Here is a 22,753-nt window from a genome sequence, read left to right on the forward strand (position 1 = left end):
TAACAGGTAATGGAGAACCCTCCCCACTGATTAAAGTTGCACTTTATAAAACTCCTTTCTTTCACGTTGAATTCATTGTAGAATTTATTTTATAATAGTTCAATTCTATTTTTTCTATGATTATGATAGCGTGAGACTATAGAAAGGGAGGGATATGAGATGGAAATTAGACAACTGCAATATTTTCTCATGCTTTGTAAAGAACTACACTTTTCTGAAGCGGCTTTTAAAATAGGGATTTCGCAACCGACTTTGAGCCAGCAAATACGTGTACTGGAGGATGAATTAGGTGTACCGTTATTCGATCGAATGGGAAAAAAGATAGCGAAAACGGAGGCGGGGGAGTTACTTGAGTGCTATGCGTTACAAGTAATTCAGCAACTGGATAATGCCAAAAAAGCAATCGCTGATTTGAACGATTTGCATACCGGGCGTTTACGCATTGCTGTGTTACCCTCCGATCTTGACTATCGTTTGACAGAAATCTTAATTGAGTTTCGAAAGGAATTCCTCAATACGAAAGTGCAAGTGTTTCCGACTATTGAAAGTTTGTCGAGGGTGTTAAATAATGATGTTGATATTGGCATTAGCTTAAAAATGGATGCAGACAGTCGTCTGAGACAAACACCGTTCTATACAGAAACATATAGCTTATTTGTAAATGAAAAACACGACTTTGCTCAAAAGAAAAGTATTACACCAGCAGAGTTGGCCAACATTCCACTTGTGTTGTACCCTCAGGGAAAGTGTGGTCGTGATTTAATTGATACATGGTGTGTTAAACAAGGAATCACCATAGATAGTGTTATGGAAACTGGCTCTGCCACCTCTCTATTCCAACTTGTCCAAGAAGATATTGGTGCTACGATCCAACCGAGCCAGCTCATAGAGAACTTTCACTCACTTGGCATCGTTTCTATTCCAATTGAAAACGCGCCAATACGTGAACTTGATATCGTTTACCGCAATGATAGATACTTAAGTAAAGCAGCAGAAGCTTTTATAAAACTGATGATAGAAAAGTTTTAGTTAAATTAAAATTCACCTACAAATAGCCCAGATTTTGAATTGTGACAGCGCAATTGAAAATCTGGGCACTATTATGCCTGCATTAATTAATGTAATAATTCTAGCGACTTTTTTAGCCAGCGTGTTGCCTCGCTATAATCCTGTGCAACGCCTTGACCTTTTCTATAGAGCATACCAAGCTGAAATTGTGCTTTTTGGTGACCCTGATTGGCAGCCAGTCGATACAGCTGAGCAGCCTTTGCAAAATTCTTCGGTACGCCCTGTCCATGACTATGCATTTGAGCCAGCTGGTATTGGGCTTTAGCATGACCTTTGGTTGCAGCCTGTTCAATCCATTTTGCTGCTTCCGTGTAGTCTTGCTCGACACCTACCCCCTTGTCATATAAATTACCAAGTTGATATTGTGCTCCTGCGTGTCCTTGTATCGCAGCGAGTCGGTAACAACGTCGTGCCTCATCTAAATCCTGTGTGATGCCTAGTCCTTGCTCATATAACAACCCTAGCTGATATTCAGCGCTTATATGTGATTGGTCAGTAGCAGCACGCCACCATTTAACAGCTTCCATGTAGTTTCGCGTGATAGCCACACCTGTCGCATACAACAAACCAAGTTCAAATTGAGCCTCAGGATAGCCTTTTTCTGCTGCTATTTTAAAGTAGTGTAAAGCATTTTCAGGTTGTTGAAGTTGATTTACATAAAGGTGACCAAGTTCATAACTGGCACTAATGTGCCCTTGATCGGCAGCGAGTTGTAACCATTGTTCAGCACGTGTGCTATTTTTTTCTTTTTCATATAGTACACCAAGGCAATACTGCGCATTAATATGTCCTTTATGGGCCGCAAGTTTAAACCATTTTAACGCTTCGACAGTATCTTGTTGTAATCCCTGCCCTGCATTGTATAGCATGGCCAAATGAAATTCAGCATTAGTATGATCTTGTAGTGCCGCTAAGTGGAACCATCTTGCGGCTTCGTGAAAATCTTGTGCAATTCCACGTCCCTTTATATACATATAGCCTAGATTGTACTGTGCACTTGCATCGCCAGCTGATGCTGCCATTTCAAAACAGGCTATAGCCTCTTCATAGCTTTGTGGGACTCCCGTGCCATTATGATAGAGAAAGCCGAGATTGTTTTGAGCACTTGTGTAGCCTTGGTTGGCCGCTAAAATATACCACTTAGCCGCTTCGGAAAAATTAATAGGCATACCCAATCCTTGATTGTGAAGGACACCGAGATTGTACTGTGCATCAGCATTGCCTAAATCGGCCGCTGCTTTATAAAGGCGAGCAGCTTCAGCATAATTTTGTAATATACCTTGTCCTAAATGATAGAGTACGCCTAAGCTATAAAGAGCGCTTGCATCCTTCTGAGCCGCCGCTTTTTCATACCACATTTTCGCTATTTTATAGTCTTTCTTTACTCCACGACCATGATTGTATAAGACGCCCAAATTATATTGTGCGCTTGCATTGCCTTCACTTGCTGCTAATTCAAACCAATTAGCGGCATGTTCGTAATCATCCCACGGTTGGTCTTCCAGACGGAGGATATTCATATCGAATGGGGGCATGATATCTTCAAATTTAGAGCTCTTTTGTATGGATGTATTAGCCTTAAAGCTACGATCATAACGATTGATAAACCATTCTACAATATCACTGACATAGTCGAGAACAATTTTTGCTGCTTTCGCTTCCACAAGGGCATTGCTACTATTAATGGTCATTTTTCGGACAAGATCCATGAGCAAATAAATACGGCGTGGGTGTATTTTTGCTATAAAACCACGATTATTCATGAATGTTCGAATACTTTTTGACTTAGGTTCAGTATGCATTTTCAACTTATACATTTCATATAAAATTTCCTCAAGTACAAGGCGTGACTTTTGCAAGGAAACAGCCGGTTTTGTTACAGCAGTCGTACTAGCATCTTGAAAATTTTTAGTTAAATTAATGAGGGACAATGCATGCAATTTTTTACATTGTTCACGTAGAATTTCATATTGTATGACGATAGTACTCACCTCCTATTTCAATAAATGAAAAAACAGTTCTTTTTTCATTTATCGGGAAAATAGTGGAGTTATTGATGTTTTTCAAATGGATTCATCAGTTGAATTGTCCTCGTTACATGATACTATTTGATATAAGGGTTAGTTTATAGCCATTTGGGGGATTGAGTGATGAAAAATATTGCAGCTATTATTCCAGCATATAATCCGCAACAATCGTTTGTAACCTATGTACATCAACTATTAGCCACTAAAATCACACAAATTATTATTGTAAATGATGGCAGTGATCAAAAATATGCCGGTGTTTTTGAAGAATTGAACACAATTGATAATTGCCGCGTATTGCAACACGAATTGAATATAGGAAAAGGTGGTGCGTTAAAAACAGCCTTTGCTTATGCTTGGGCGCAAAAAGGCTGTTTTCAAGGTGTTATAACACTAGGTGCACATGGTCAGCATACATTGCAAGATGTGAAACTAGTTTTAACGATGACCAAGGTATTTTCTGAAGGAATTGTGCTAGGAGTTCGCAATTTTCATTCGTACGATAGTACGTTTCTCTCCTATTGGGGTAATCGAGCAACAAGTTTGTTTTTTGAATTGCTTTTTCATAGAAAGCTCATGGATACACAATCTGGCCTACGTTACATATCGATAAAAGAGTTGCCGTGGCTAATGCAAGTGAAAGGTGATCGCTTTGAGTATGATACGAATATGCTGGTAGCCGCACTTAAAAGAAAATGTCCAATTTTCGAAGTAGAAATTGGTCAGCTACGCTTAAAGAAAAACTCAGTAATTCAGTATGATGAAGTCACGAATGCAAGTACAGTTATTACAAATATGTTTTTAAATTATTTAAAACCAAGGCGAAAGTAACGTTACAGGTGTATTTTCGAAATAATGGGTAAGGATAACAATGATAATTACTCAATGGAACGTAGCGAGTATAAAAAAAAAGGAGTAATGAATGTGGAATATTCAGATCAAGTGAAAAATCGAGTAAAGCGGATGGAAGGTCAGCTACGTGGGATTTTGAAAATGATGGAAGAAGAAAAGGATTGTAAGGCAGTAATTACGCAATTGTCAGCAGTACGTTCAGCTGTAGACCGTACAGTTGGTGTAATAGTCAGTACGAATCTTCTAGAATGTGTACAAAATGCAGAAGGTGACGGGGAAAAAATGAATGAAGTGATTCAAGAGGCTGTAAATTTAGTTGTAAAAAGCCGTTAAAATTTCAATATGCATTTGTTTAGCTGTAATAATCATCTATCGTTAAGAAAAAGGAGAAAACTCACTGTAATTGGTGGGTTTTTTATTTTGTGCAAAAAAAAGTTGTATTTTAGTATTAATTCAGTAAATAATGATAGTAAATACCTGTATTTATAAATATAAAATTAAAGTTCAAAGTCACAGTAGTGACCTTGGACGATAGATTTATAGTTACTTTTTCCTTTATAATTATTGTGAGAATAATATATAAACGGGAAGGAGAATTTATTATGAAAAAATGGTTACTAAGTAGTGTAGCATTATTGATGTTAAGCCCAACTGCTGCATACGCACAAAATGCAGAAAACCATACAGTCGAGACTTCCCTTAAGAGTGCTGCCAATGTAATGTCCAGTTCAAAGGTAACTACTTGGGATAAATTCATCAATGAAGTAGTACAACAAATGAATGAATTTTCTACGGAAATTAAAGTTACATATAGTGGGCCAATGGCTGACTTCAATAAACATATCATGCAGTCATTAGAACAAGCGCAGAAACAGGCAACCTATGCAAGTGGTCATTTGGAGGGTGTCAGTATTACTTCAGACTCCGAGGGTAACGTGACACTTAAAGTGAAATATTTTACGAATCAAACACAAGAAGCCGCTGTACAAAAGAAGGTTGATCAAGTATTAAAAACGATTATAAAGCCTTCTATGACACAATTCCAAAAAGTAAAGGCTGTTAATGATTACATTGTATCGAATGCAGCATATGGCAATAAAACGAAAGCAAGTCCTCATAGTGCTTACGCATTACTAATGGAAGGACAAGCGGTATGCCAAGGCTATGCGTTACTAGCATATAAAATGTTAACGCAAGCAGGTATTGAAACGGAGTATGTAGTAGGCTTTGTCAACAGCAATCAAGGCCATGCCTGGAATATGGTGAAAATTGATGGCAAGTGGTATCATTTAGACACTACATGGAATGATCCATTACCAAACCGGGTAGGTGCATCTTCGTACGATTATTTCTTAGTAACAGATGCCCAACTAAAGAAAGACCATTCTTGGATTGCTTCAGATTATCCTGAAGCAACGAGCACAACATATAACTATATGCAAAATGTACATTATTCATATCAAATCAATAACACGCTGTATTTTAGTAATACAGCAGATAATGATAAATTGTATAAGCTCGACTTAACGAATGGTAAGAAGACAAAGGTGATTGATACGCGTGCATTGTATATAACAGGTGTTGGCGACAACCTGTATTATAGCGACTATAGCAATGGTGGTTACTTAACAAAGTTAAATTTAAAAACCTTAAAAGCGGGCGTGCTAGTGAAGCAATCAATATCAGATTTAGAGATTAGAGATAATAATTTAGTTTACAAGGTGAATGCAAAAGAGCAAAAGTTGAAGATTAATTAATAGGTAGACATAACAAGATACTGAGTAAAGATTTCTATATATCATTTATAATTTCTAAGCACAAAAGAGCTTCCAAGTGAGTTCTTTGTGCTTTTTTTGTATATAATGTAAGTAGGAAACGGTTGGAGGTGAGGATTTTGTGGAAAAAACTAGCCATTATTTTGATTATTGTTATTTTTATTGATCCTATATATACGGCTGGTAAAGCGACAGTACAACAAGTCATGACATGGGCAAATAACGATGAAATTCAAACGATGCTTCTAGCCACAAAGGACAAAATCGTTGATGTCACAGCACAATTTTCAGACGATGCCTCTATCGAAACAGCCACCCCAATAGAAGACAGGAAAGATGAAGCTGAGTTAGTAGCCACGACTGCACCGGCGCTGAAACCTGAAGCAAAGCTTGTTGTAACGAATGCTAAAGAATTGGCAGATGCAATGTATGCTTATTACAGTAGTTTTTCACCAACTTTCGAAATTCAATATAAGGGCAGTACTCAGCGTATAGAGCAGCTAGTAGAGGAAGCCTATGACAGTGCCATTAAACGGGATGATTATGTGTATGGCCATATTAGTAAACACTCAATTCGTTATGAATACGGGAAAAAACAAGCCACGATTTACGGAGAACAAAGTTACTTAATGACTCCTGAGCAAGCAGCTTATGTAGAGATGAATGTTCAGGAGATAGTGGCCTCTCTTAGTAAGAGCGCGAAGACCGATGTAGAAAAAGTGAAGGCGGTCAATGATTATATTGTATCGAACACGGCTTATACTGATAGTACGAAGGCAAGTCCACATAGTGCATATACGGTGCTAGCTGAGCATGGTGGTGTTTGCCAAGGTTATGCGTTATTAGCACATTCAATGCTACAAAAACTCGGTATTGAAACACAGTACATTATCGGCTATGTTGGTCAGGAAGGACATGCTTGGAACTTAGTAAAACTAGATAGCCAATGGTATCACCTCGATACAACTTGGAACGACCCAGTGCCGGATCGTAAGGGTGCTGTACGATACCAATACTTTTTAGTAGATGATCGTACAATGGCGCGAGATCATACGTGGATTGCAGCCGATTATCCGAAAGCAACAAGTACCATTTATAGCTACTATCATGATATTGATTTTCCAGCACAGGTAGATCAGCAATTATTTTATAGCAATGTCTCTGATGACAATAAACTGTATGTGCTCGATATTTCTACCGGTAAATCGAAGCGTATTTCAAGCTCACGAGCTCAATATATTGTTTATGCGGATGGATGGTTATACTATAGTAATTATTCACATGGCGCATATTTATCGAAAATTCGCCCTGATGGTAGTGGTGAACAAGTATTGAATCGTGAAGAAACAAAAGATTTATTCGTGAAGGGTGGTTATTTATACTTCATGACTGATGAACTGAAAAAAATGGCACTTTAACTTTATCCAGTACAAGCGGAAGTGATAAAGGGCATATGACATTATCTATTGTCATATGCCCTTTTAGTTCGTTCAATAATATAATGAATGGGTTGCTGCTGACATAGGGACACCTGAATTTGTGGATACATCGACGTCATGTCCTGAGAAAATGTCTTTAAAATCAGGGGGTTATGCTTAATGGCCCCACCATTACAATAAAAATTAATGGCTTCTCCTTGATAGTTAATTTTTTTTAACACGGCACAAGCCAGGAGCACTAATTCATGAGCAGCTCTCATTGAGATTTGAATCGCACAAGAATCGTTTTTCGCAACGGCTTCGGCTAAAAATGCGCCCATTTTTGCAAGTTGAGCATTTGTATAAGATGGGCGGAATAGCCATGCAGCAAGCTCCGTAACATCCTGAATACGTAGATAATTATAGACTTTGCTTTTAAGTATTGTCGGCTCCCCACGCCCGTCTTCCATACGGAAAATCGTGCGTATGACCTCTTGACCTAACCAGTACCCACTACCTTCATCACCAGCACGATGCCCCCAACCACCAGCTCTTTCAATACGCCTACCATCGAATGCGTATGCAATGGCACCAGTTCCAGCAATAAGCAAGGCACCAGTTTGTCCAGCTGTGACACCTAATAATGTTGCTTCTGCATCATTTTCAATAATAAGCGTCGCTATGTCTAGCTGAGATGTGGTAATTACTTGCTGAACAATGGCTTTAACTATGGCTTGGTCCTTCGAAGAGTCAATCCCTGCCATTGCAAAAGTGGCTACAGCAATTTTTGAGTTAGTTTGTTCTTGTAAAAATGCATGTACAAATACTAATAATGCTTGTAAAATCTCTGTCGCAGAGTCTGTACCAATCGCTTGGTAGTTGGATCCGCCAGCAGTTTTCGTGTATTTAATCTCACCGGATTCGGCATGCACAACTGCACATGCCGTTTTCGTTGCTCCGCCATCAATAATTAGTAACCAATCCTTCATTGATTCCATTCCTCCAAAAACACGACTAATTGTTTTTCTGCCTGATCAATGGTTGCTTCCTTTAGTTGAATCCATTCATATAGTCTGTGAGCAGAAGCCTTGCATAGTTCAAGTGATGCTCGCATTGTCTCGGGGGCGGGACCTCCTAGCAATGTTCGGACGCCTACGAAAAACTCCGGTTTTAAAGTATGATAGAAATCTTCCTCGGAAATAGTTAAAGGTTTGCCTGTTACCAGTTTGGATTGTGTATTGGCTAGCCCCCATGTAAGGCTGGCAAGTGATTCTTCATTATGAGCAAGTAATACTTTGATGCATTTACTTACAATGCTGTGTGCTTGACGGAAGGAAATCCCTTCAGAGCGTACTAATGTATCGGCAAGCTCGGTTACATTGGCAAAGCTATTTTCTGCACGATTTCGTAGTTTTTTCTTGTTTACATCCATCGTCACAACGAGGGAACCAAATAATTTGTAAATGCCGACTAAACGATCGATGGCACGCCATAAATAGGGCTGCATATCATCCTCGGTGTCTACGATATCACCAAACGGTGTATTATGTACCATTTGCAATACCGTACTTGCATCACCCACAACCGCTGATAGCAGGGAACGTGTATGCTCAATCGACACAGGGTTGCGTTTTTGAGGCATAATGGAGCTAATTTGTACGTACGGGCTGGCTAGTGTAAATGCATTGAATTCCTGTGTCGCCCATAATAAAAAATCTTGAGATGTACGGCCAAGATTGAGAGCAGCGAGCTGTACAATACTTGCAGCTTCAGCTATATAATCTGCTCCTGCGACTGCATCCCAAGCATTTTCGATAATTTCGTCAAATGCCAATAAGTCTCGCATCCGCTCACGACTAATATTAAAGCCAGTAGTTGTCAATGCTGCCGCACCCATACTGCTTTGATTGACGGTTTTGTAGACATTTTGCATACGTTCAAAGTCGCGGCCAAGTTGATCGATTACAGCTTTTAAGTAATGAGCGAAGGTTGTTGGCTGTGCCTGCTGCGTATGAGTATAACCAATCATTATGGTATCGATATGCTCCTCAGCTGCGGCTACTAAATCATCCCGTAATGTTAGTAGCTCTCGCATAAGCTCTAATAATTTTTTCCGTAATGTCATGCGATAAATGGCGATACCCATATCATTACGGCTTCTACCAATATGAAGATTCCCAGCAACATCACCAGCAAACTCTATTAATTTATTTTCAATGCGGAAAAATAAATCTTCGTAGTTTGGGCTATAATCCTCTATACGATAATAGTTCAAATCTAGTTTTTTTAGTGCAATGCCAATTTGTTGAACTTCTTCTTTTTTTACGAGTCCTTGTTCTTCTAACATTTTTAAATGTGCAATATTAATCTGAAGCATAATGGTTAAAAAATTTTTCTTTGCTTCGTCATAAGCTGGCTGCAAGACAATTTGACGATAAATATTAGAAGGGAAAGTCATCCCATCCTCTTGCTGCGTTTTGTTACGGAAATCTTCAAACATATCCATTGCCTCCTAATAGATTGGCAGTTAAATGGCTGAGCCAGCACTGCCTTTTGATAACTTTTCAGAAATAATAAGAACAATTAAAATTAAGCAAATTTGTAAGACGCCATATGCACAGGCTGTTCCAAACTTGAACGCATATAATTTTTGAAATATCGCGACTGACAGTGGAATAGTGGAAGTACTGTAAATAAGAATTGAAGCTACGAATTCGCCTAAGCTTTGGACAAGTGCTAGCAATGTTCCTGCCAATATACCAGTAAACGTTAGTGGTATAACGATACGCCTAAAAGTATAAAACCAGGTGGCACCTAGACTTCTGGATGCCTCTTCGATAGACTGATCTAATTGCACAAGAGAAGCTGAGGTCGATCTGAAAACTAGCGGTAAATGTCTGATAAAGTAAGCTAATGGTAAAATCCAAAATGTGCCGATTAGGACCTGATTAAAGGCGAAAATATTTTCTGTACTAAAGGCAGCAATTAGATTAACGGCGACAACTGTACCAGGTAATGCCCAAGGAATCATAATCAAAATATCTAGCAGCGTTTTACCTTTGAAATGCAACCGGACCATAGCATAGGCTGCTGCGACCCCAAATATAATATTGCCGAGCGTTGCAACTACACCCATTTGAATAGAGTTCCAAATCGGTCGCCATGTCCGTTCATCCGTAAAGAGTGCAAGATAATGATCAATTGTATAGTCAGTCGGTAAGATTTGTGTTCTCCAAGCGCCATCGACCGAAAAAGAAATTAAAATAAGCACTAAAATAGGCAAAATTAATATTAATGTACCTACAAAAGAAGCAATAGTCGCAAAGATTTTCATCCCTTTTGAAGACACTTCAGAACGATGTACGCTAATACCCTTGCTCAAGTTTTGATAATTGCGACGGTTTTGATACCAACGCATAATGATTAAAAATGTGATTGAAACAAAAGATAAAATCATGGACTGAGTAGCTGCCATCTCTAAATTTCCATTTGTGCGTGATAAGTATATTTGCATCGTCATCGTACGTTCTACGCCAAACATTAATGGGGCTGTATAGGATGCCATAGAAATCATAAATACAAGTAGCGCAGAGGCCACAATCGAAGGCGTCAACATAGGTAAAATAACCTTTGTCCATACACGAATACGCCCAGCACCCAAACTAGTAGCTGCTTCCTCTAAAGATGGATCTAATCCTTTAATAGCTGCGGAAGCGGTTAAGTAGAAGTATGTGTACATGGTGAATGTATGTACAACGATAACTCCCCAGATGCCTTTCAACGAAAATGGGACTTGCTCCAGACCGAACAAATGCTGAAGTGCACGTGGGAAAATACCGCTATCCCCGTACAAAAATGTAAAAGAAAGTACACCTACAAGTGGGGGAAGAGCCATGGGCACTAGTACTAAAATAGCGAGCAAACGTCTACCTGGAAAATCATAGCGTTCCAACAAAAAGGCCATGGTCACACCGACAATTGCACAGCATATAACACTGATGATTGATATATATAAACTAGTCCACAGTGCTTCGAGATTTGCAGGACTTGCTAGACTGAAAAACTTTTTATAATGAGAGAGCACATCATCGCCAGAAAAGCTTTGCATAAAAGTTTGATAGAAAGGATAAACCACATAGGCGAACAGCACTAAAAATAATGGCGAAATTAAAATATACACAAACCATTTGGATTGGGTTAGTTTTGCCCATGCACTTTCTTGATAAGAATCGACAGGTGGTTTTTCCATAGTGGTTCCCTCCTATTCCCCTAAGAAGTACAGTGCATCATGCGCAATATGCAAAGTGATGTCTTCACCGATTTGCTTGAGTTGATCGTTCGTATTTATAATCATGACTTTTAGTGAAAAGTCTATAAAATCGACAATGTAATTCACACTTACACCAGTAAATTCGACAAATGAAATTTTACCAATAAGTTTGTTTTCACCAGGGCCGAGGTTAACGGATTCAGGACGAATAGAAATAAACACTTTGTCTCCAATCATATGCGTTAAAGTAGGGGAGCTGTGTTGCTTTCGCCCAGTAAAAACTAGCCCATTCACAGTTTTTGCCTGTATTTCATCGCCATTCATGGCTTCTATCGTAGCTTCGATTAGATTCGTTTCACCAATAAAATCAGCAACAAAACGGTTTAGCGGACGATTATAGATCTCCTGTGGTGTTCCAATTTGCTTAACGTATCCATTTTCCATCACCATAATACGATCAGACATGGACATCGCTTCCATTTGATCATGCGTTACATAAATGGTTGTCACACCGAGTTCTGTTTGTATCCGTTTTATTTCAATACGTGTTTCCTCGCGTAATTTAGCATCTAAATTGGACAAAGGTTCATCCAGTAAAAGTATATCTGGTTCAATTACCAGTGCTCGTGCTAATGCAACACGTTGCTGCTGACCGCCAGATAACTCATTGATTTTCCGTTTACCGTATTGTTCTAAGTGTACAAGCCCTCGAATTCGATCAACTTTTTGCTTAATCTCCGTTTTCGAAAGCTTTCGTACTTGTAAACCAAAAGCAATATTTTCATCTACGGTCATATGTGGAAAGAGGGCATAGTTTTGAAACACCATACCGATATTGCGTTTATTTGGCTGAAGTAACGTCACGTCTCGCTCATCGAAAAGAATTTTTCCTTCAGTTGGGTAATAAAAGCCAGCAATCATACGTAGTGTTGTCGTTTTTCCACAGCCGCTAGGGCCAAGGAATGTGAAAAATTCACCAGCTTTAATCGTAAGATTTAAATCCTTTACGCCTTGCACTTGACCAAATTGCTTAGAGACATCTTCTATTTTGACACTTTTCATATGAAATGCTCCTCTCTCACTGACAACTAGGTGTACAGAAACCTCGAGCAAAATATTACTCGAGGCTCAAAAAACGCCACTATATAATTACTATTTTCCATTGCCTTTAATATTCGTATCCCAATGCTCCATCCACTCAGCTTCTTTATCGGACATAAGTTGCCAATCTATGTCAAATGTTTTTAAATCTAACTCCTGATACCATTCCGGCATTGCTGCCTTATCAATATCTGAGCGAGTTGGGATTTGGTAGTAATCATTGGCTAATTTCGTTACCATTTCTTTTTCAAATAAGAACTCGACGAATAGTTGAGCATTTTCCACATTTTTTGCATTTTTTACGACAGCAACACCATCTACTAAAATAGGCGCACCACTCTGTGGATAAATGTAATCAAACGGATAGTCAGTTGTATATTTCTTTAATAAAATATCTTGCAAATTCCATAATGAGATGCTTCCTTCTTGACGTGTTAGCTTTAAGTAAAGTGCATTTGGATCTTGTGTATATTCTTTGGTATTAGCATCTAATTTTAATAACCAATCATAGCCTTTCTCAGGTGTGTCTGCACCTTGTCTTACAATCATGGATGAATAGATTGTACGCATTGTGCCAGAGGCTAATACACCGCGGATTAAGATTTGATCTTGCCATTTTGGATCTAATAAGTCATCCCAATCCTGTGGACCAGTTTCTTTAGTTAGTAAATCGCTGTTAATCATAATTACTTCCGGCAATAACATTTCGCCGAACCAGCGACCATCTGAATCTTTATGATTGGCATCTATTGAATCGATGAAACTTGGCTTCCATGCGTGTAGTAAATCTTCATTTGCACCGACAATTAGCGCTGATTGTGTGCCTCCCCACCAAAAATCAGCTTGCGGATTTGCTTTTTCGCCACGCAGACGCTCTAAGATTTGCTGGGCACCCATTGTTAAAAACTCCACTTCAATTTCCGGGTACTTCTCATTAAACTGATCGATTACGCCTTGCACCATCTCTTCATCTCGTCCTGTATAAATCACAAGCTTTCCTGATGGAGATGCTTCTTCTTCTGCCTTGTCAGAACCAGACGCTTTGTCGCCGTCTGTTGCATCCTTGTTATCATCACTACTACAAGCAGCTAAAACCATGAGCATTAACACAAGTAAAAAACCGAAAATACGCATTTTTTTCATCATCATCTTCCCCTTCCTACTTAGTGTGTAGCTTCCATATAGCAGTATAATGCTTACAATAAACATTAATGTTAGAATAATTAAAAAATTCTAACATTATATTTATCATAAGCTAAGTAAATGATGGTTTTCAATGAAATTTAAAGAAATGCAAAAAAACTTCTTAAAAATGGCATTGCCATTTTTAAGAAGTTTTTTTAATTTTACTTTATCTTGCCAACGGGTTCAGCCAAACACTTACACTTAAGCTCATTTAGATCATCGTGCCTAATGTATAATCCGGTGATCATTTCCTGATGTCCAATGCTTGTCATACACGTTTAGGCTCAAGAGTACTTTTCTTGTGACGTAGCTGAGCGAGTAATGTCGGAAGCATCATACCTAAAATGACAAAGACAATACCGATTACCTGTAAAAAAGTGAGTGGCTCATGTAAAACAATTACGGAAACTGTCACAGCAACAGGTAATTCAATTGCACTTAAAATGGAAGCAAGGCCCCCACCAACTTTTGGAACAGCAATAGAAAATAAATAAATCGGTAAAATAATACCGAAAAGTCCGAGTGCTAGTCCATATTTCCATAAGCCTTCCGTGAATAACTTTCCATTCCACGCGATTTCAGGACTTAAGAAAATACTAATCATAATGAGAGCAACAAAGGAAACAATCAATACACGTGCTGTGGTTGTCACACCTTCAACAGGGCGAGAGTTAAATTGGATAAAACAAGCAAAGGTAAATGCTGCAGCAAAGCCAAATATCCAGCCTTGTATAGCGATGCCGCTTAAATCTACATCTAATATACCAGCAGCTAATATTGTCCCAGCAAATAAAACAATGAGGGAAAGCACTTCAGGTCGGCTTGGCCAACGTTTATGAAGTGCACAATCTAACAATAAACCAATCCACGTAAATTGGAAGAGCATGACAACTGCAAGAGATGCAGGTAAATATTTTAGTGATTCACCGTACACAATACCTGTAATGCCGGTAAACATCCCAGCACTGACCATAATAAATAGGCCTTTTTTCGAAAATTTTGGTACCTGTCTTTGTGTGACAATAAAAATAGTCGCCACTAACATAAAGCCAATTATATATTGGCTAGATACCGCCTCTGCTGACGTAAAGCCATGCAACATTGCTACTTTGACTATTGTCGATAGAATGCCGTAGCTACTTGATGCAATGACAATCAATAGAGGATAGATTAAATTTGTTTTCATGCTATTTTATGTCACATCCTAAATCTGTTTTACCATATGATGAAAGGGTTCGTCGATTATAGACCATGGCTCTGTGATAACAAAACCTGTACGTTCATATAGGCGACGAGCGTCTTCTTTTTGTGTTTCAACATTTAATGATAATTTTGTAAAGCCTAGTTTTTCCGTTTGCTCTATAGCGAATTGTAATAATAATGTGCCGATTCCTTTACCACGAGCCTCTGGTGCCACACAAATTGTATCTATATAATATTCATCTTCATGAGCCTCTTTATCGATGACAATACTTGGCGCATTTTTTGCTTCAAGCCATTTTACAAGATTCGCGTCCATGTCAATGGCTTGTTCACCGTTATAATAAACAAGAATGCCTAAGACCTGTTCATCTTCTACAGCAACAAAAGTATTTAAATAGGAATGGCGGTTATCTTCTCGTTTGAAAAGCACTATAAGTGCTTGCTCAACAGCCTCTGGTGTTTGTTCACCAGTTAAACGGTTGGCGATATCACCAATAGCATCAATAATTAATGGTACAACGGCATGGGCATCCTGTGGTTGCGCTTGTCGAATTGAAATACTCATCTTCAAAATCCCTACCTTTCTATAGGCAAGTATAACAAAGATAGAGGATGTCACAAACTTTTGAAATATTCACTACTTTATGGAAGGAATCTTTTCAGTATTTTTCCGAAAGTTTAAAACTTTATATGAAATCAACTTTCGTGTTAATCTAAAATGAACAGACTTTCGGGAGGACAACAATGACAAAGGAAGATAAAGATTTTATATTAGTTTACGGAGATGCTTTTATTGACTATATTGCAGATGATGTAACAAACTCATCTTTTACTAAATATATGGGTGGTGCTACAGTAAACGTTGCTGCTGGCATTAGCCGTATCGGTGCTCCTTCTGCACTGATTACAATAACAGGGGATGACGAGGCTTCGCAATTCGTCCGAGATGGCCTTGTAAAAGAAGGCGTTAGCTTAGACTATGCAGTATTTGACCCAGCGAAGCGAGTTAGTGGCGTTTATGTACACTTAACAGAAGCATGTGAACGTATCTTCAAGGACTACGTCGATGAGACACCAGATTTACAAGTAGAGTCAAACCAACTAAATGAAGCTGCTTTTAAACATGCTTCGGCATTAATTGTGTGTTCAGGCACGATGTTTCACCCTACTGCACTGAAAACAACTCGTGCTGCCGTCGACATGGCAAAGGATAAAGGCGCGATAATCGCAATGGATGCCAACATTCGTCCATTACGTTGGAGCAGTGAGGAAGTCTGCCGTGAAACCATCACGTCATTTTTCGAAAATGTAGATATTTTGAAAGTAACAGATGATGAGCTGTTTTTCTTAACTGAAACAACTACCTTAGAAGAAGGGATTCAGCAATTAGACAGTTATTTAGTACCCATCATCTTAGTAACAGTAGGGGAAGAAGGTACCTACGCAGTATTGAACGGCGATGTTATACATGTACCGACAGAAAAGGTAGTGCCAGTAGATACAACAGGCGCTGGTGATGCCTTTATGGCGGGTGTATTACGAGATGTCCATTACAATGGGTTACCAACAACTGTGGAAGAGCTCGTTCGCTGTGTAAGCTTTGGCAATAAGCTTGGGGCCTTGGCGGCAACAAAAGCAGGCGCATTAACAGCTCTTCCATATTATAATGATATAAAGCATTTGCTAAAGTAGTAGTTTGGAGCGTGCATATGATGGAGAAAGACTATGATGTGTTAGTAAAAGATTGGCTGTATTTTGGTGGCGCAAAAGATGCTGGTGCGGTCTTTGAAAATGAATCAGTAGATGTCATTATTGATGTTCGTGTTAATGGCCTATCTGCTGAAGAACAGGTAAAAGTAAACTATACGTACAAGCATTTTCCGATTGCAGATGAAGAAGTACAAGTGGCAGCTTCCATTGAAAAGGTAGCGCAAGAAATTGTTACTGCCTATGAAGCCGGTCAGAAGGTATACTTCCATTGCGGTAGTGGTGGCGGACGAGCGGGTGTAGCAGCGACTGCTGTATTAATGGAGCTAGGCTTGGCGAATACTTTAGAGGAAGCGCAGCTAGCTGTAAAAAATGCCCGTCCACAAGTAACAATTCGACCAAATATGGCGGAAGCTTTAACAAAATTATATAAATAAAAGAAGATGTACCAAACCTTGGTTTTGGTACATCTCCTTTCAGACTGTAGACAAAACTCAAAGAAATTTGAGTTGATCTACAGTCTTTTTCTTTTTGAATAAATAATAAGAAACCGTTGATTTCCGTTCCAGGTGCTCCCTTTCCGCAGGCATGACACCAACTAATTTTTAAGGCGGGTAGCCGAAAAGATGGATTTTCCGCATGTGCTGTTCCTGCAGGAGTGTCGCGCCTTCCACGCCAATCAACTTGTATCGCCTACAGATAGCCTATTCTGCTTCCAACCTGCTAAAAATACTTAAGGTGATGATAAACATGAGGACGACAAATCAAATCAATGCGCGTGAACAGCTTGAAATGCTCCTTCAAAAACGACTAAAGGTATTCGGAAAGATCACATTGCGAATACCTTTTGTAATTTTTAGTAACAAATAGCCCCTATTAACGATGTCGTTATTACTATTTTTCGTCAACCTATCCATCACCTCAATCATTAATAGACGACCACTAGTTGACTGAAGCCATGCCCACGAAAAGCGTCCGCCGTAGCGGAAAGCAACGGGTTTATATAGATACTTCTTTTTTATTATGGCTAGGCGTTGGCTTACTTAAGAATGCTATGTATTTTTCCTGTACTTACAGAAATGCGATGCTCAAGTTAAATTTTTAATGACATTTTTTGTTCTATGCATATTAGAACAAAGTTTGTTATAGTTATATTATAACAAAGAGTGAGGTGGTTCGTATGTTAGAGGAGTTAGCCAAAGTGCCTTGGGCGGTTATTGCGCCATTGATTGTGGTTCAATTGATTTTAGTGGTTGTGGCACTGATCGATTTACGTAAAATTCATACAACGAATGGACCTAAGATTTTATGGGTATTCATTATTTTGTTTATCAATCTACTTGGGCCAATTGCTTACTTTATAGTAGGGAGAAAACAATCATGACGACACTACTACAGGTGACAGGACTGACAAAGCGCTTTGCAGAAAAAACAGTTGTAGATGCCATCAATTTTACGTTAGAGGAACATACCTCAACAGCATTGATTGGACCCAATGGTGCAGGAAAGACAACGACTTTATCTATGTTAACCGGTTTGTTAAAGCCAACGGCTGGTAGCGTAGCAATGTTAGGTAAAGATTTGCGCGCAAATATTGGTTTTTTACCACAATATCCGCAATTTCATCCATGGTTAAGTGCGCTAGAGTTTACAGAAATGGCTGCGAGACTAAGTGGTGTACCTACTAAAAAAGCAAAAGTAGAAGCTCGAAAAACATTGGAGTTTGTTGGGCTTAATAATGCTTTAAATAAAAAGATTGCGACGTTTTCCGGTGGTATGAAGCAACGCCTTGGTATTTCCCAGGCAATTGTGCATAAGCCTAAATTACTGTTGTTAGATGAACCTGTATCTGCGTTAGACCCAGTTGGGCGCAGAGAAGTATTAGATTTGTTGAAAGGTTTACAACAAGAGACGACGATATTATATTCGACGCATATTTTAAATGATGCTGAAGAAATGACAGATCAGTTATTATTTTTACGCGATGGAAAGCTTGTGGAGCAAGGGACGTTGCGTGAGGTGCGGCAACGTTTTGATGAGCCTCGTTATGTAGTAGAATTTAGCACTGAGGAAGAAGCGCAACTTTTTGCTAGTCAAGCAGCACTTTTAAGCAAGGCACAGGGGTGCTATGTATATATAGAGATTCATGAGGAAAAACCGAGTATGCAGCAGTTACTGCACCTTCTTAGTGCATGCACCTATACTGTACGCAAAGTGGCATGTCAAACAGCCTCGCTTGAAGAAATTTTCATGAAGGTGGCGAAAAGACGATGAATGGGTTTAGCGTACTTCTTCAAAAGGAATTTCGTGAGGCGTGGCGTAGCTGGAAGTTCTTATGGATCCCACTTGTTTTTGCGCTACTCGGCATGACTGATCCTTTGACGAACTACTACATGATGGATATTTTATCGGCAGTCGGTAATTTACCAGAGGGTTTTGAAATGATGATGCCTGAATTTGGACCAGCTGATTTATTGCAGGCTTCAATTGGGCAGTTTCAGCTGATTGGTTTACTCGTACTTATGGCTTCATTTGTTGGGACCATTAGTAAAGAGCGTACCAATGGGATGGCTACCTTAATGTATGTACGCCCAATTTCATTTGGGGCGTACTTTATGAGTAAATTTGTTGTCATGAGTACAGTCGGTTTTATTAGCATTGTGACTGGTTTTTCGGCAAGTGTTTATTATATAGCTGTATTATATGGGACATTTGAAGTCAGGACTTTGTTGGCAAGTATTTGCACGTATTTTGTATGGCTATTATTTGTATTAGCCGTGACATTTCTGATGAGTGCAACATTTAAACCAGTGGTTGCAACAGCAAGTGCATTTATCATTATATTTGTCGGGCAAATTTTGGATGCACTGGTTGGTGCATTTTGGACAATAACACCATGGAAACTTCCAACATATGGTGTGCAACTGATTCGAGGCACGATGGAGATGCCTGATTACTGGTGGAGTTTAGCTATTACACTGGTAATCACGATAATTTCTATAAGTATCGGGGTTTTGACAATGAAGAAGAATGCATCCTTGACGAAAATTTAACAGAAAAACGCTTTCTCAACTGATATGCCACTTTCTATTAACGGAAAGTGGCATATTTTCTATAAATAGTAATTACTTAATCATTTGTTTTGAGAGCTCCAATGGGGGAGACGTTAATTAGTTTCATTTACCTATCTTTCCTTGGAATATCCATAACTTAGGAATATAATGTAGCTATAACTCGAAATTTGTCAAATAACTCCGAAAATATAAGCATTTAAATTGGAAGGTAGGTGACAGGATTGGTTACACAAAATTCGGATCGATTTCTCACAGCATTTAACCGAATTGATCACAGGTTACGGGATATCGTTGGTGCGAAGGATTTCATGCCTTTTTACCGTCTTATAGATCAAGCAAAGAAGAAGGATGTTCTAGTACGTAAATATGAAGATGACTTACGTTCCTATGCGGATTTACGCAATGCGATTGTCCATCATCGTACGTCCATGGAATATGTAATTGCTGAACCTCATGTAGATGTGGTAGAACGGATTGAGTATATGGATGCTACGCTTGCAAAGCCGACACTTGTCGGTCAAATGTTTCTTAAAAAAGTGCATGTTTTTCAAGAAAGGGATTCACTAAAACATGTGTTGAAAGTTATTCGTAATCGTAAATTTACACAGTTTCCGGTGTACCACAAAGAGCAATTTAAAGGTCTAATTACTACTGTGGGTATAGCAAATTGGCTAGCGACGATGATGGGAGGAAATCAAATACCAAAGCAGGTCCCCACATTGCACGACATATTAATGCATGAAAAAAATAGAGTGAATTACAAATTTGTGAGTCGATACATAACGATATATGAGGCAGAGGAAATTTTTAAGCAAGGGGTCGAGCGGGGACGCCGTTTTGAGGCACTACTGATTACGGAGCATGGGAAACCACAGCAAAAATTAATTGGTATCGTGACACCATTAGATATTATGAAAGTAGATTAAACAAAACGAGACAAGCTATTAAGGACTTGCTTGCCTCGCTTTGTCTTTTAGGCTGATATATAATGAGCCATTTGTTTGAACCTGAGCAAAAAAGACATCTTCCACGGATTGGACATTTTGTTTTTTTAATTTTTTCGTGAGCCAGTCTGCAGTTAACTCAAGTTCGACTAAATTTTCGTAAATAAGTTGGCCATCTGAAACCACTTCTGTTGGCAAATAAGTTGGTGGTGAAATATCAGCTTTCACATCTTGTTTTGTAGCCGGTTGTTCAGAGGTTCTTTGTAGAACGCTAAGTTTACCGTTTGTTTCAAGCATTGCATATTGTACATCTTGAACAGAAAAAATGGATTGCTCACGTAGCATCATTGTTAGCTCATCCATATGCAGCCGATTTTTTTTCAATCCTGATTCTAAAATAAGCCCATTTTGGACAACAATGGTTGGTTTGTCATCAACGAGTACACGTGCTTTTTTTGATTTAATGGTAATGATAGTCATGAAATATGTTAAAACACTCCACCAGATAAGAGAGATAATACCATCTAAAAAAGGGGTTTCAGCTTGAGAGGCAATCTCTGATGCAATCGATCCGAATGTAATCCCTGTGATGTAATGGAAAAAGGTCAATTGACCAAGTTGCTTTTTCCCAAGAATACGGGCCAAAATAAGTAATACAAAAAATGAAAGTGTAGTACGAAGAATCATTTCCCAAAAGTTAGCATGAAAAAAACTTTCCATACATGTATCAACTCCTTTTACAGCTGTCGTTGCATAGCTTGTGCAAAAAGGACGATTGTATGCGACAATCACTAACAATAAGAAAGATTAGAAAGTGTGATGACAGTAATGAACAAACAAATGGCGAATTTTAGCAACCCTGTCTATCCGATAATGATTGCTATTGGGGTTGCCCATCTTATCAATGATACGATGCAGGCGGTTATTCCAGCGATGTTTCCAATATTGAAGAGTGATTTAGGCTTAACCTTTACGCAAATAGGACTCATTTCATTTGTATTAAATATATTTGCATCTGCCTTACAGCCAATTGTCGGTTTTGTTAGTGATAAAAAGCCGATGCCGTACGCTTTACCAATCGGTATGATTAGCTCATTTATAGGCATCGCCATTTTAGCAGTTACAACACAATACTGGGTAATCATTATAGCTGTATTATTTTTAGGCTTTGGTTCTGCGATATTTCACCCGGAAGGCTCACGTGTATCATTTATGGCGGCAGGTTCTAAAAGGGGATTAGCACAATCGATTTATCAAGTGGGTGGAAACTCTGGACAAGCTCTTGCGCCACTTATAAGTGCTTATATTTTAGATATATTTGGACAACGTGGGGCGGCATTTGTATTAGTATTAACAACTTTCGGAATAATATTATTAAGTAAGATAGCCAAATGGTATAAGAAGCAACTCGAGCAAGAACAGACATCGAAGAACAAACGAATATTAGTATCATCTTTACCACCACTTACAAAAAAACAGGTGGGCATTGCTTTGACATTATTATTTACTATTATTTTTGCTCGATCATTTTATACAACCAATATTACGAGCTTTTATGTGTTTTATTTAATGGATCATTATGATGTGACGTTACGCCTTGGTCAAATTTTAATATTCACCTTTATGGCATTTGGGGTTATTGGGACATTTTTCGGGGGCTCATTATCAGACCGTATTGGTAGAAAAAATGTAATTCTATTATCAGTTGTGGTGCCAATGCCGTTTTGTTTAGCGTTACCTTATGTGCCGTTATGGGCTGCAATGATTTTTTTAGTTATTATCGGTACACTCATTATGATTAGCTTCTCCGTAACGGTTGTCTACGCACAAGAGCTTGTGCCTTCAAAAATTGGTACAATGGCAGGTTTAACAACGGGCTTTGCATTTGGTATGGGCGCGATTGGTGCCATGGTAATTGGCGTGCTAATGGATCATAAGGGTATAGATTTTACTATGATGGTCGTTTCGATACTGCCGTTATTACTATTGGTGGCGTTCTTTTTACCAAAGAGGAGACTGAAGTCATGCCCGGGAAAAGCGTCCGCCGTAGCGGAAAGCAACGGGTTCATATAGATACTTCTATATTTAAAATAAAAAAACACGCCCTCTACAAGATGATCTGCCCCGTA

The 22,753-nt window shown here is 38.8% G+C and carries 21 protein-coding genes; 12 read left to right on the plus strand and 9 right to left on the minus strand.

Annotated features, from left to right (window positions below; genetic code table 11):
• The first annotated feature begins 159 nt into the window (after nt 1-159).
• Nucleotides 160-1,029, plus strand: coding sequence for a LysR family transcriptional regulator (locus tag H131_RS02890; protein ID WP_010857549.1), 870 nt, complete (start codon nt 160-162; stop codon nt 1,027-1,029).
• Nucleotides 1,030-1,115: 86 nt separating this feature from the next.
• Here H131_RS02890 and H131_RS02895 read toward each other — a convergent pair whose 3' ends face one another.
• Nucleotides 1,116-3,059 carry an SEL1-like repeat protein gene (locus H131_RS02895; RefSeq protein ID WP_010857550.1) on the minus strand — a complete coding sequence of 648 codons (1,944 nt, stop codon included), beginning with the start codon at nt 3,057-3,059 and terminating at the stop codon, nt 1,116-1,118.
• 159 nt (nt 3,060-3,218) lie between these two features.
• Between H131_RS02895 and H131_RS02900 the strand changes: the two genes are divergently transcribed.
• From H131_RS02900 to H131_RS02915, 4 genes are all read left to right on the plus strand, one after another.
• Complete coding sequence (locus H131_RS02900) at nt 3,219-3,926, plus strand: glycosyltransferase family 2 protein (protein WP_010857551.1); 708 nt, start codon at nt 3,219-3,221, stop codon at nt 3,924-3,926.
• 93 nt (nt 3,927-4,019) lie between these two features.
• Nucleotides 4,020-4,280: a metal-sensitive transcriptional regulator gene (locus tag H131_RS02905; RefSeq protein WP_010857552.1), complete on the plus strand. Its 261-nt coding sequence runs from the start codon at nt 4,020-4,022 to the stop codon at nt 4,278-4,280.
• Nucleotides 4,281-4,549: 269 nt separating this feature from the next.
• On the plus strand, nt 4,550-5,704 hold the full coding sequence (locus H131_RS02910; protein ID WP_010857553.1) for a transglutaminase domain-containing protein: 1,155 nt from the start codon (nt 4,550-4,552) through the stop codon (nt 5,702-5,704).
• 128 nt (nt 5,705-5,832) lie between these two features.
• On the plus strand, nt 5,833-7,140 hold the full coding sequence (locus tag H131_RS02915) for a transglutaminase domain-containing protein (RefSeq protein WP_230491813.1): 1,308 nt from the start codon (nt 5,833-5,835) through the stop codon (nt 7,138-7,140).
• 41 nt (nt 7,141-7,181) lie between these two features.
• Here H131_RS02915 and H131_RS02920 read toward each other — a convergent pair whose 3' ends face one another.
• From H131_RS02920 to H131_RS02950, 7 genes are all read right to left on the minus strand, one after another.
• Nucleotides 7,182-8,129 carry an N-acetylglucosamine kinase gene (locus tag H131_RS02920; RefSeq protein WP_010857555.1) on the minus strand — a complete coding sequence of 316 codons (948 nt, stop codon included), beginning with the start codon at nt 8,127-8,129 and terminating at the stop codon, nt 7,182-7,184.
• Nucleotides 8,126-9,640 (minus strand): argininosuccinate lyase, encoded by a 1,515-nt coding sequence (gene argH, locus H131_RS02925; RefSeq protein ID WP_010857556.1) that lies wholly within the window; start codon nt 9,638-9,640, stop codon nt 8,126-8,128. The genes H131_RS02920 and argH overlap by 4 nt, the downstream gene beginning before the upstream one ends.
• Before the next feature lie 27 nt (nt 9,641-9,667).
• Nucleotides 9,668-11,389, minus strand: a complete 1,722-nt coding sequence (locus H131_RS02930; protein ID WP_010857557.1) for an ABC transporter permease — start codon at nt 11,387-11,389, stop codon at nt 9,668-9,670.
• Nucleotides 11,390-11,401: 12 nt separating this feature from the next.
• Nucleotides 11,402-12,472 (minus strand): ABC transporter ATP-binding protein, encoded by a 1,071-nt coding sequence (locus H131_RS02935; protein ID WP_010857558.1) that lies wholly within the window; start codon nt 12,470-12,472, stop codon nt 11,402-11,404.
• A 90-nt stretch (nt 12,473-12,562) separates the two neighbouring features.
• Nucleotides 12,563-13,654 (minus strand): extracellular solute-binding protein, encoded by a 1,092-nt coding sequence (locus H131_RS02940; RefSeq protein ID WP_036129763.1) that lies wholly within the window; start codon nt 13,652-13,654, stop codon nt 12,563-12,565.
• A 310-nt stretch (nt 13,655-13,964) separates the two neighbouring features.
• Nucleotides 13,965-14,882 carry an EamA family transporter gene (locus H131_RS02945; protein ID WP_010857560.1) on the minus strand — a complete coding sequence of 306 codons (918 nt, stop codon included), beginning with the start codon at nt 14,880-14,882 and terminating at the stop codon, nt 13,965-13,967.
• Nucleotides 14,883-14,900: 18 nt separating this feature from the next.
• On the minus strand, nt 14,901-15,464 hold the full coding sequence (locus tag H131_RS02950) for a GNAT family N-acetyltransferase (protein ID WP_010857561.1): 564 nt from the start codon (nt 15,462-15,464) through the stop codon (nt 14,901-14,903).
• A gap of 179 nt (nt 15,465-15,643) precedes the next feature.
• Here H131_RS02950 and H131_RS02955 point away from each other — a divergent pair, with 179 nt between their 5' ends.
• From H131_RS02955 to H131_RS02980, 6 genes are all read left to right on the plus strand, one after another.
• Nucleotides 15,644-16,591 carry a carbohydrate kinase family protein gene (locus tag H131_RS02955; protein ID WP_010857562.1) on the plus strand — a complete coding sequence of 316 codons (948 nt, stop codon included), beginning with the start codon at nt 15,644-15,646 and terminating at the stop codon, nt 16,589-16,591.
• Between the two features lie 17 nt (nt 16,592-16,608).
• A complete protein-coding gene (locus H131_RS02960; protein WP_230491814.1) occupies nt 16,609-17,043 on the plus strand; it encodes a protein-tyrosine phosphatase family protein in 435 nt (144 codons plus the stop codon).
• A gap of 743 nt (nt 17,044-17,786) precedes the next feature.
• Nucleotides 17,787-17,990, plus strand: coding sequence for a PLDc N-terminal domain-containing protein (locus tag H131_RS02965; RefSeq protein ID WP_010857564.1), 204 nt, complete (start codon nt 17,787-17,789; stop codon nt 17,988-17,990).
• Entirely contained in the window at nt 17,987-18,880 is an 894-nt protein-coding gene (locus tag H131_RS02970; RefSeq protein WP_010857565.1) for an ABC transporter ATP-binding protein, read from the plus strand. The genes H131_RS02965 and H131_RS02970 overlap by 4 nt, the downstream gene beginning before the upstream one ends.
• Entirely contained in the window at nt 18,877-19,659 is a 783-nt protein-coding gene (locus H131_RS02975) for an ABC transporter permease (RefSeq protein ID WP_010857566.1), read from the plus strand. Before H131_RS02970 ends, H131_RS02975 begins: the two co-directional genes overlap by 4 nt.
• A gap of 233 nt (nt 19,660-19,892) precedes the next feature.
• On the plus strand, nt 19,893-20,606 hold the full coding sequence (locus H131_RS02980; RefSeq protein ID WP_230491815.1) for a CBS domain-containing protein: 714 nt from the start codon (nt 19,893-19,895) through the stop codon (nt 20,604-20,606).
• A gap of 18 nt (nt 20,607-20,624) precedes the next feature.
• Here H131_RS02980 and H131_RS02985 read toward each other — a convergent pair whose 3' ends face one another.
• Nucleotides 20,625-21,344 carry a YetF domain-containing protein gene (locus H131_RS02985; RefSeq protein ID WP_010857568.1) on the minus strand — a complete coding sequence of 240 codons (720 nt, stop codon included), beginning with the start codon at nt 21,342-21,344 and terminating at the stop codon, nt 20,625-20,627.
• Nucleotides 21,345-21,452: 108 nt separating this feature from the next.
• Between H131_RS02985 and H131_RS02990 the strand changes: the two genes are divergently transcribed.
• Entirely contained in the window at nt 21,453-22,697 is a 1,245-nt protein-coding gene (locus H131_RS02990; RefSeq protein ID WP_036130982.1) for an MFS transporter, read from the plus strand.
• Nucleotides 22,698-22,753: the final 56 nt, after the last annotated feature.

It is taken from the genome of Lysinibacillus sphaericus OT4b.31, from assembly GCF_000392615.1.
GTDB classification, from domain to species: domain Bacteria; phylum Bacillota; class Bacilli; order Bacillales_A; family Planococcaceae; genus Lysinibacillus; species Lysinibacillus sphaericus_B.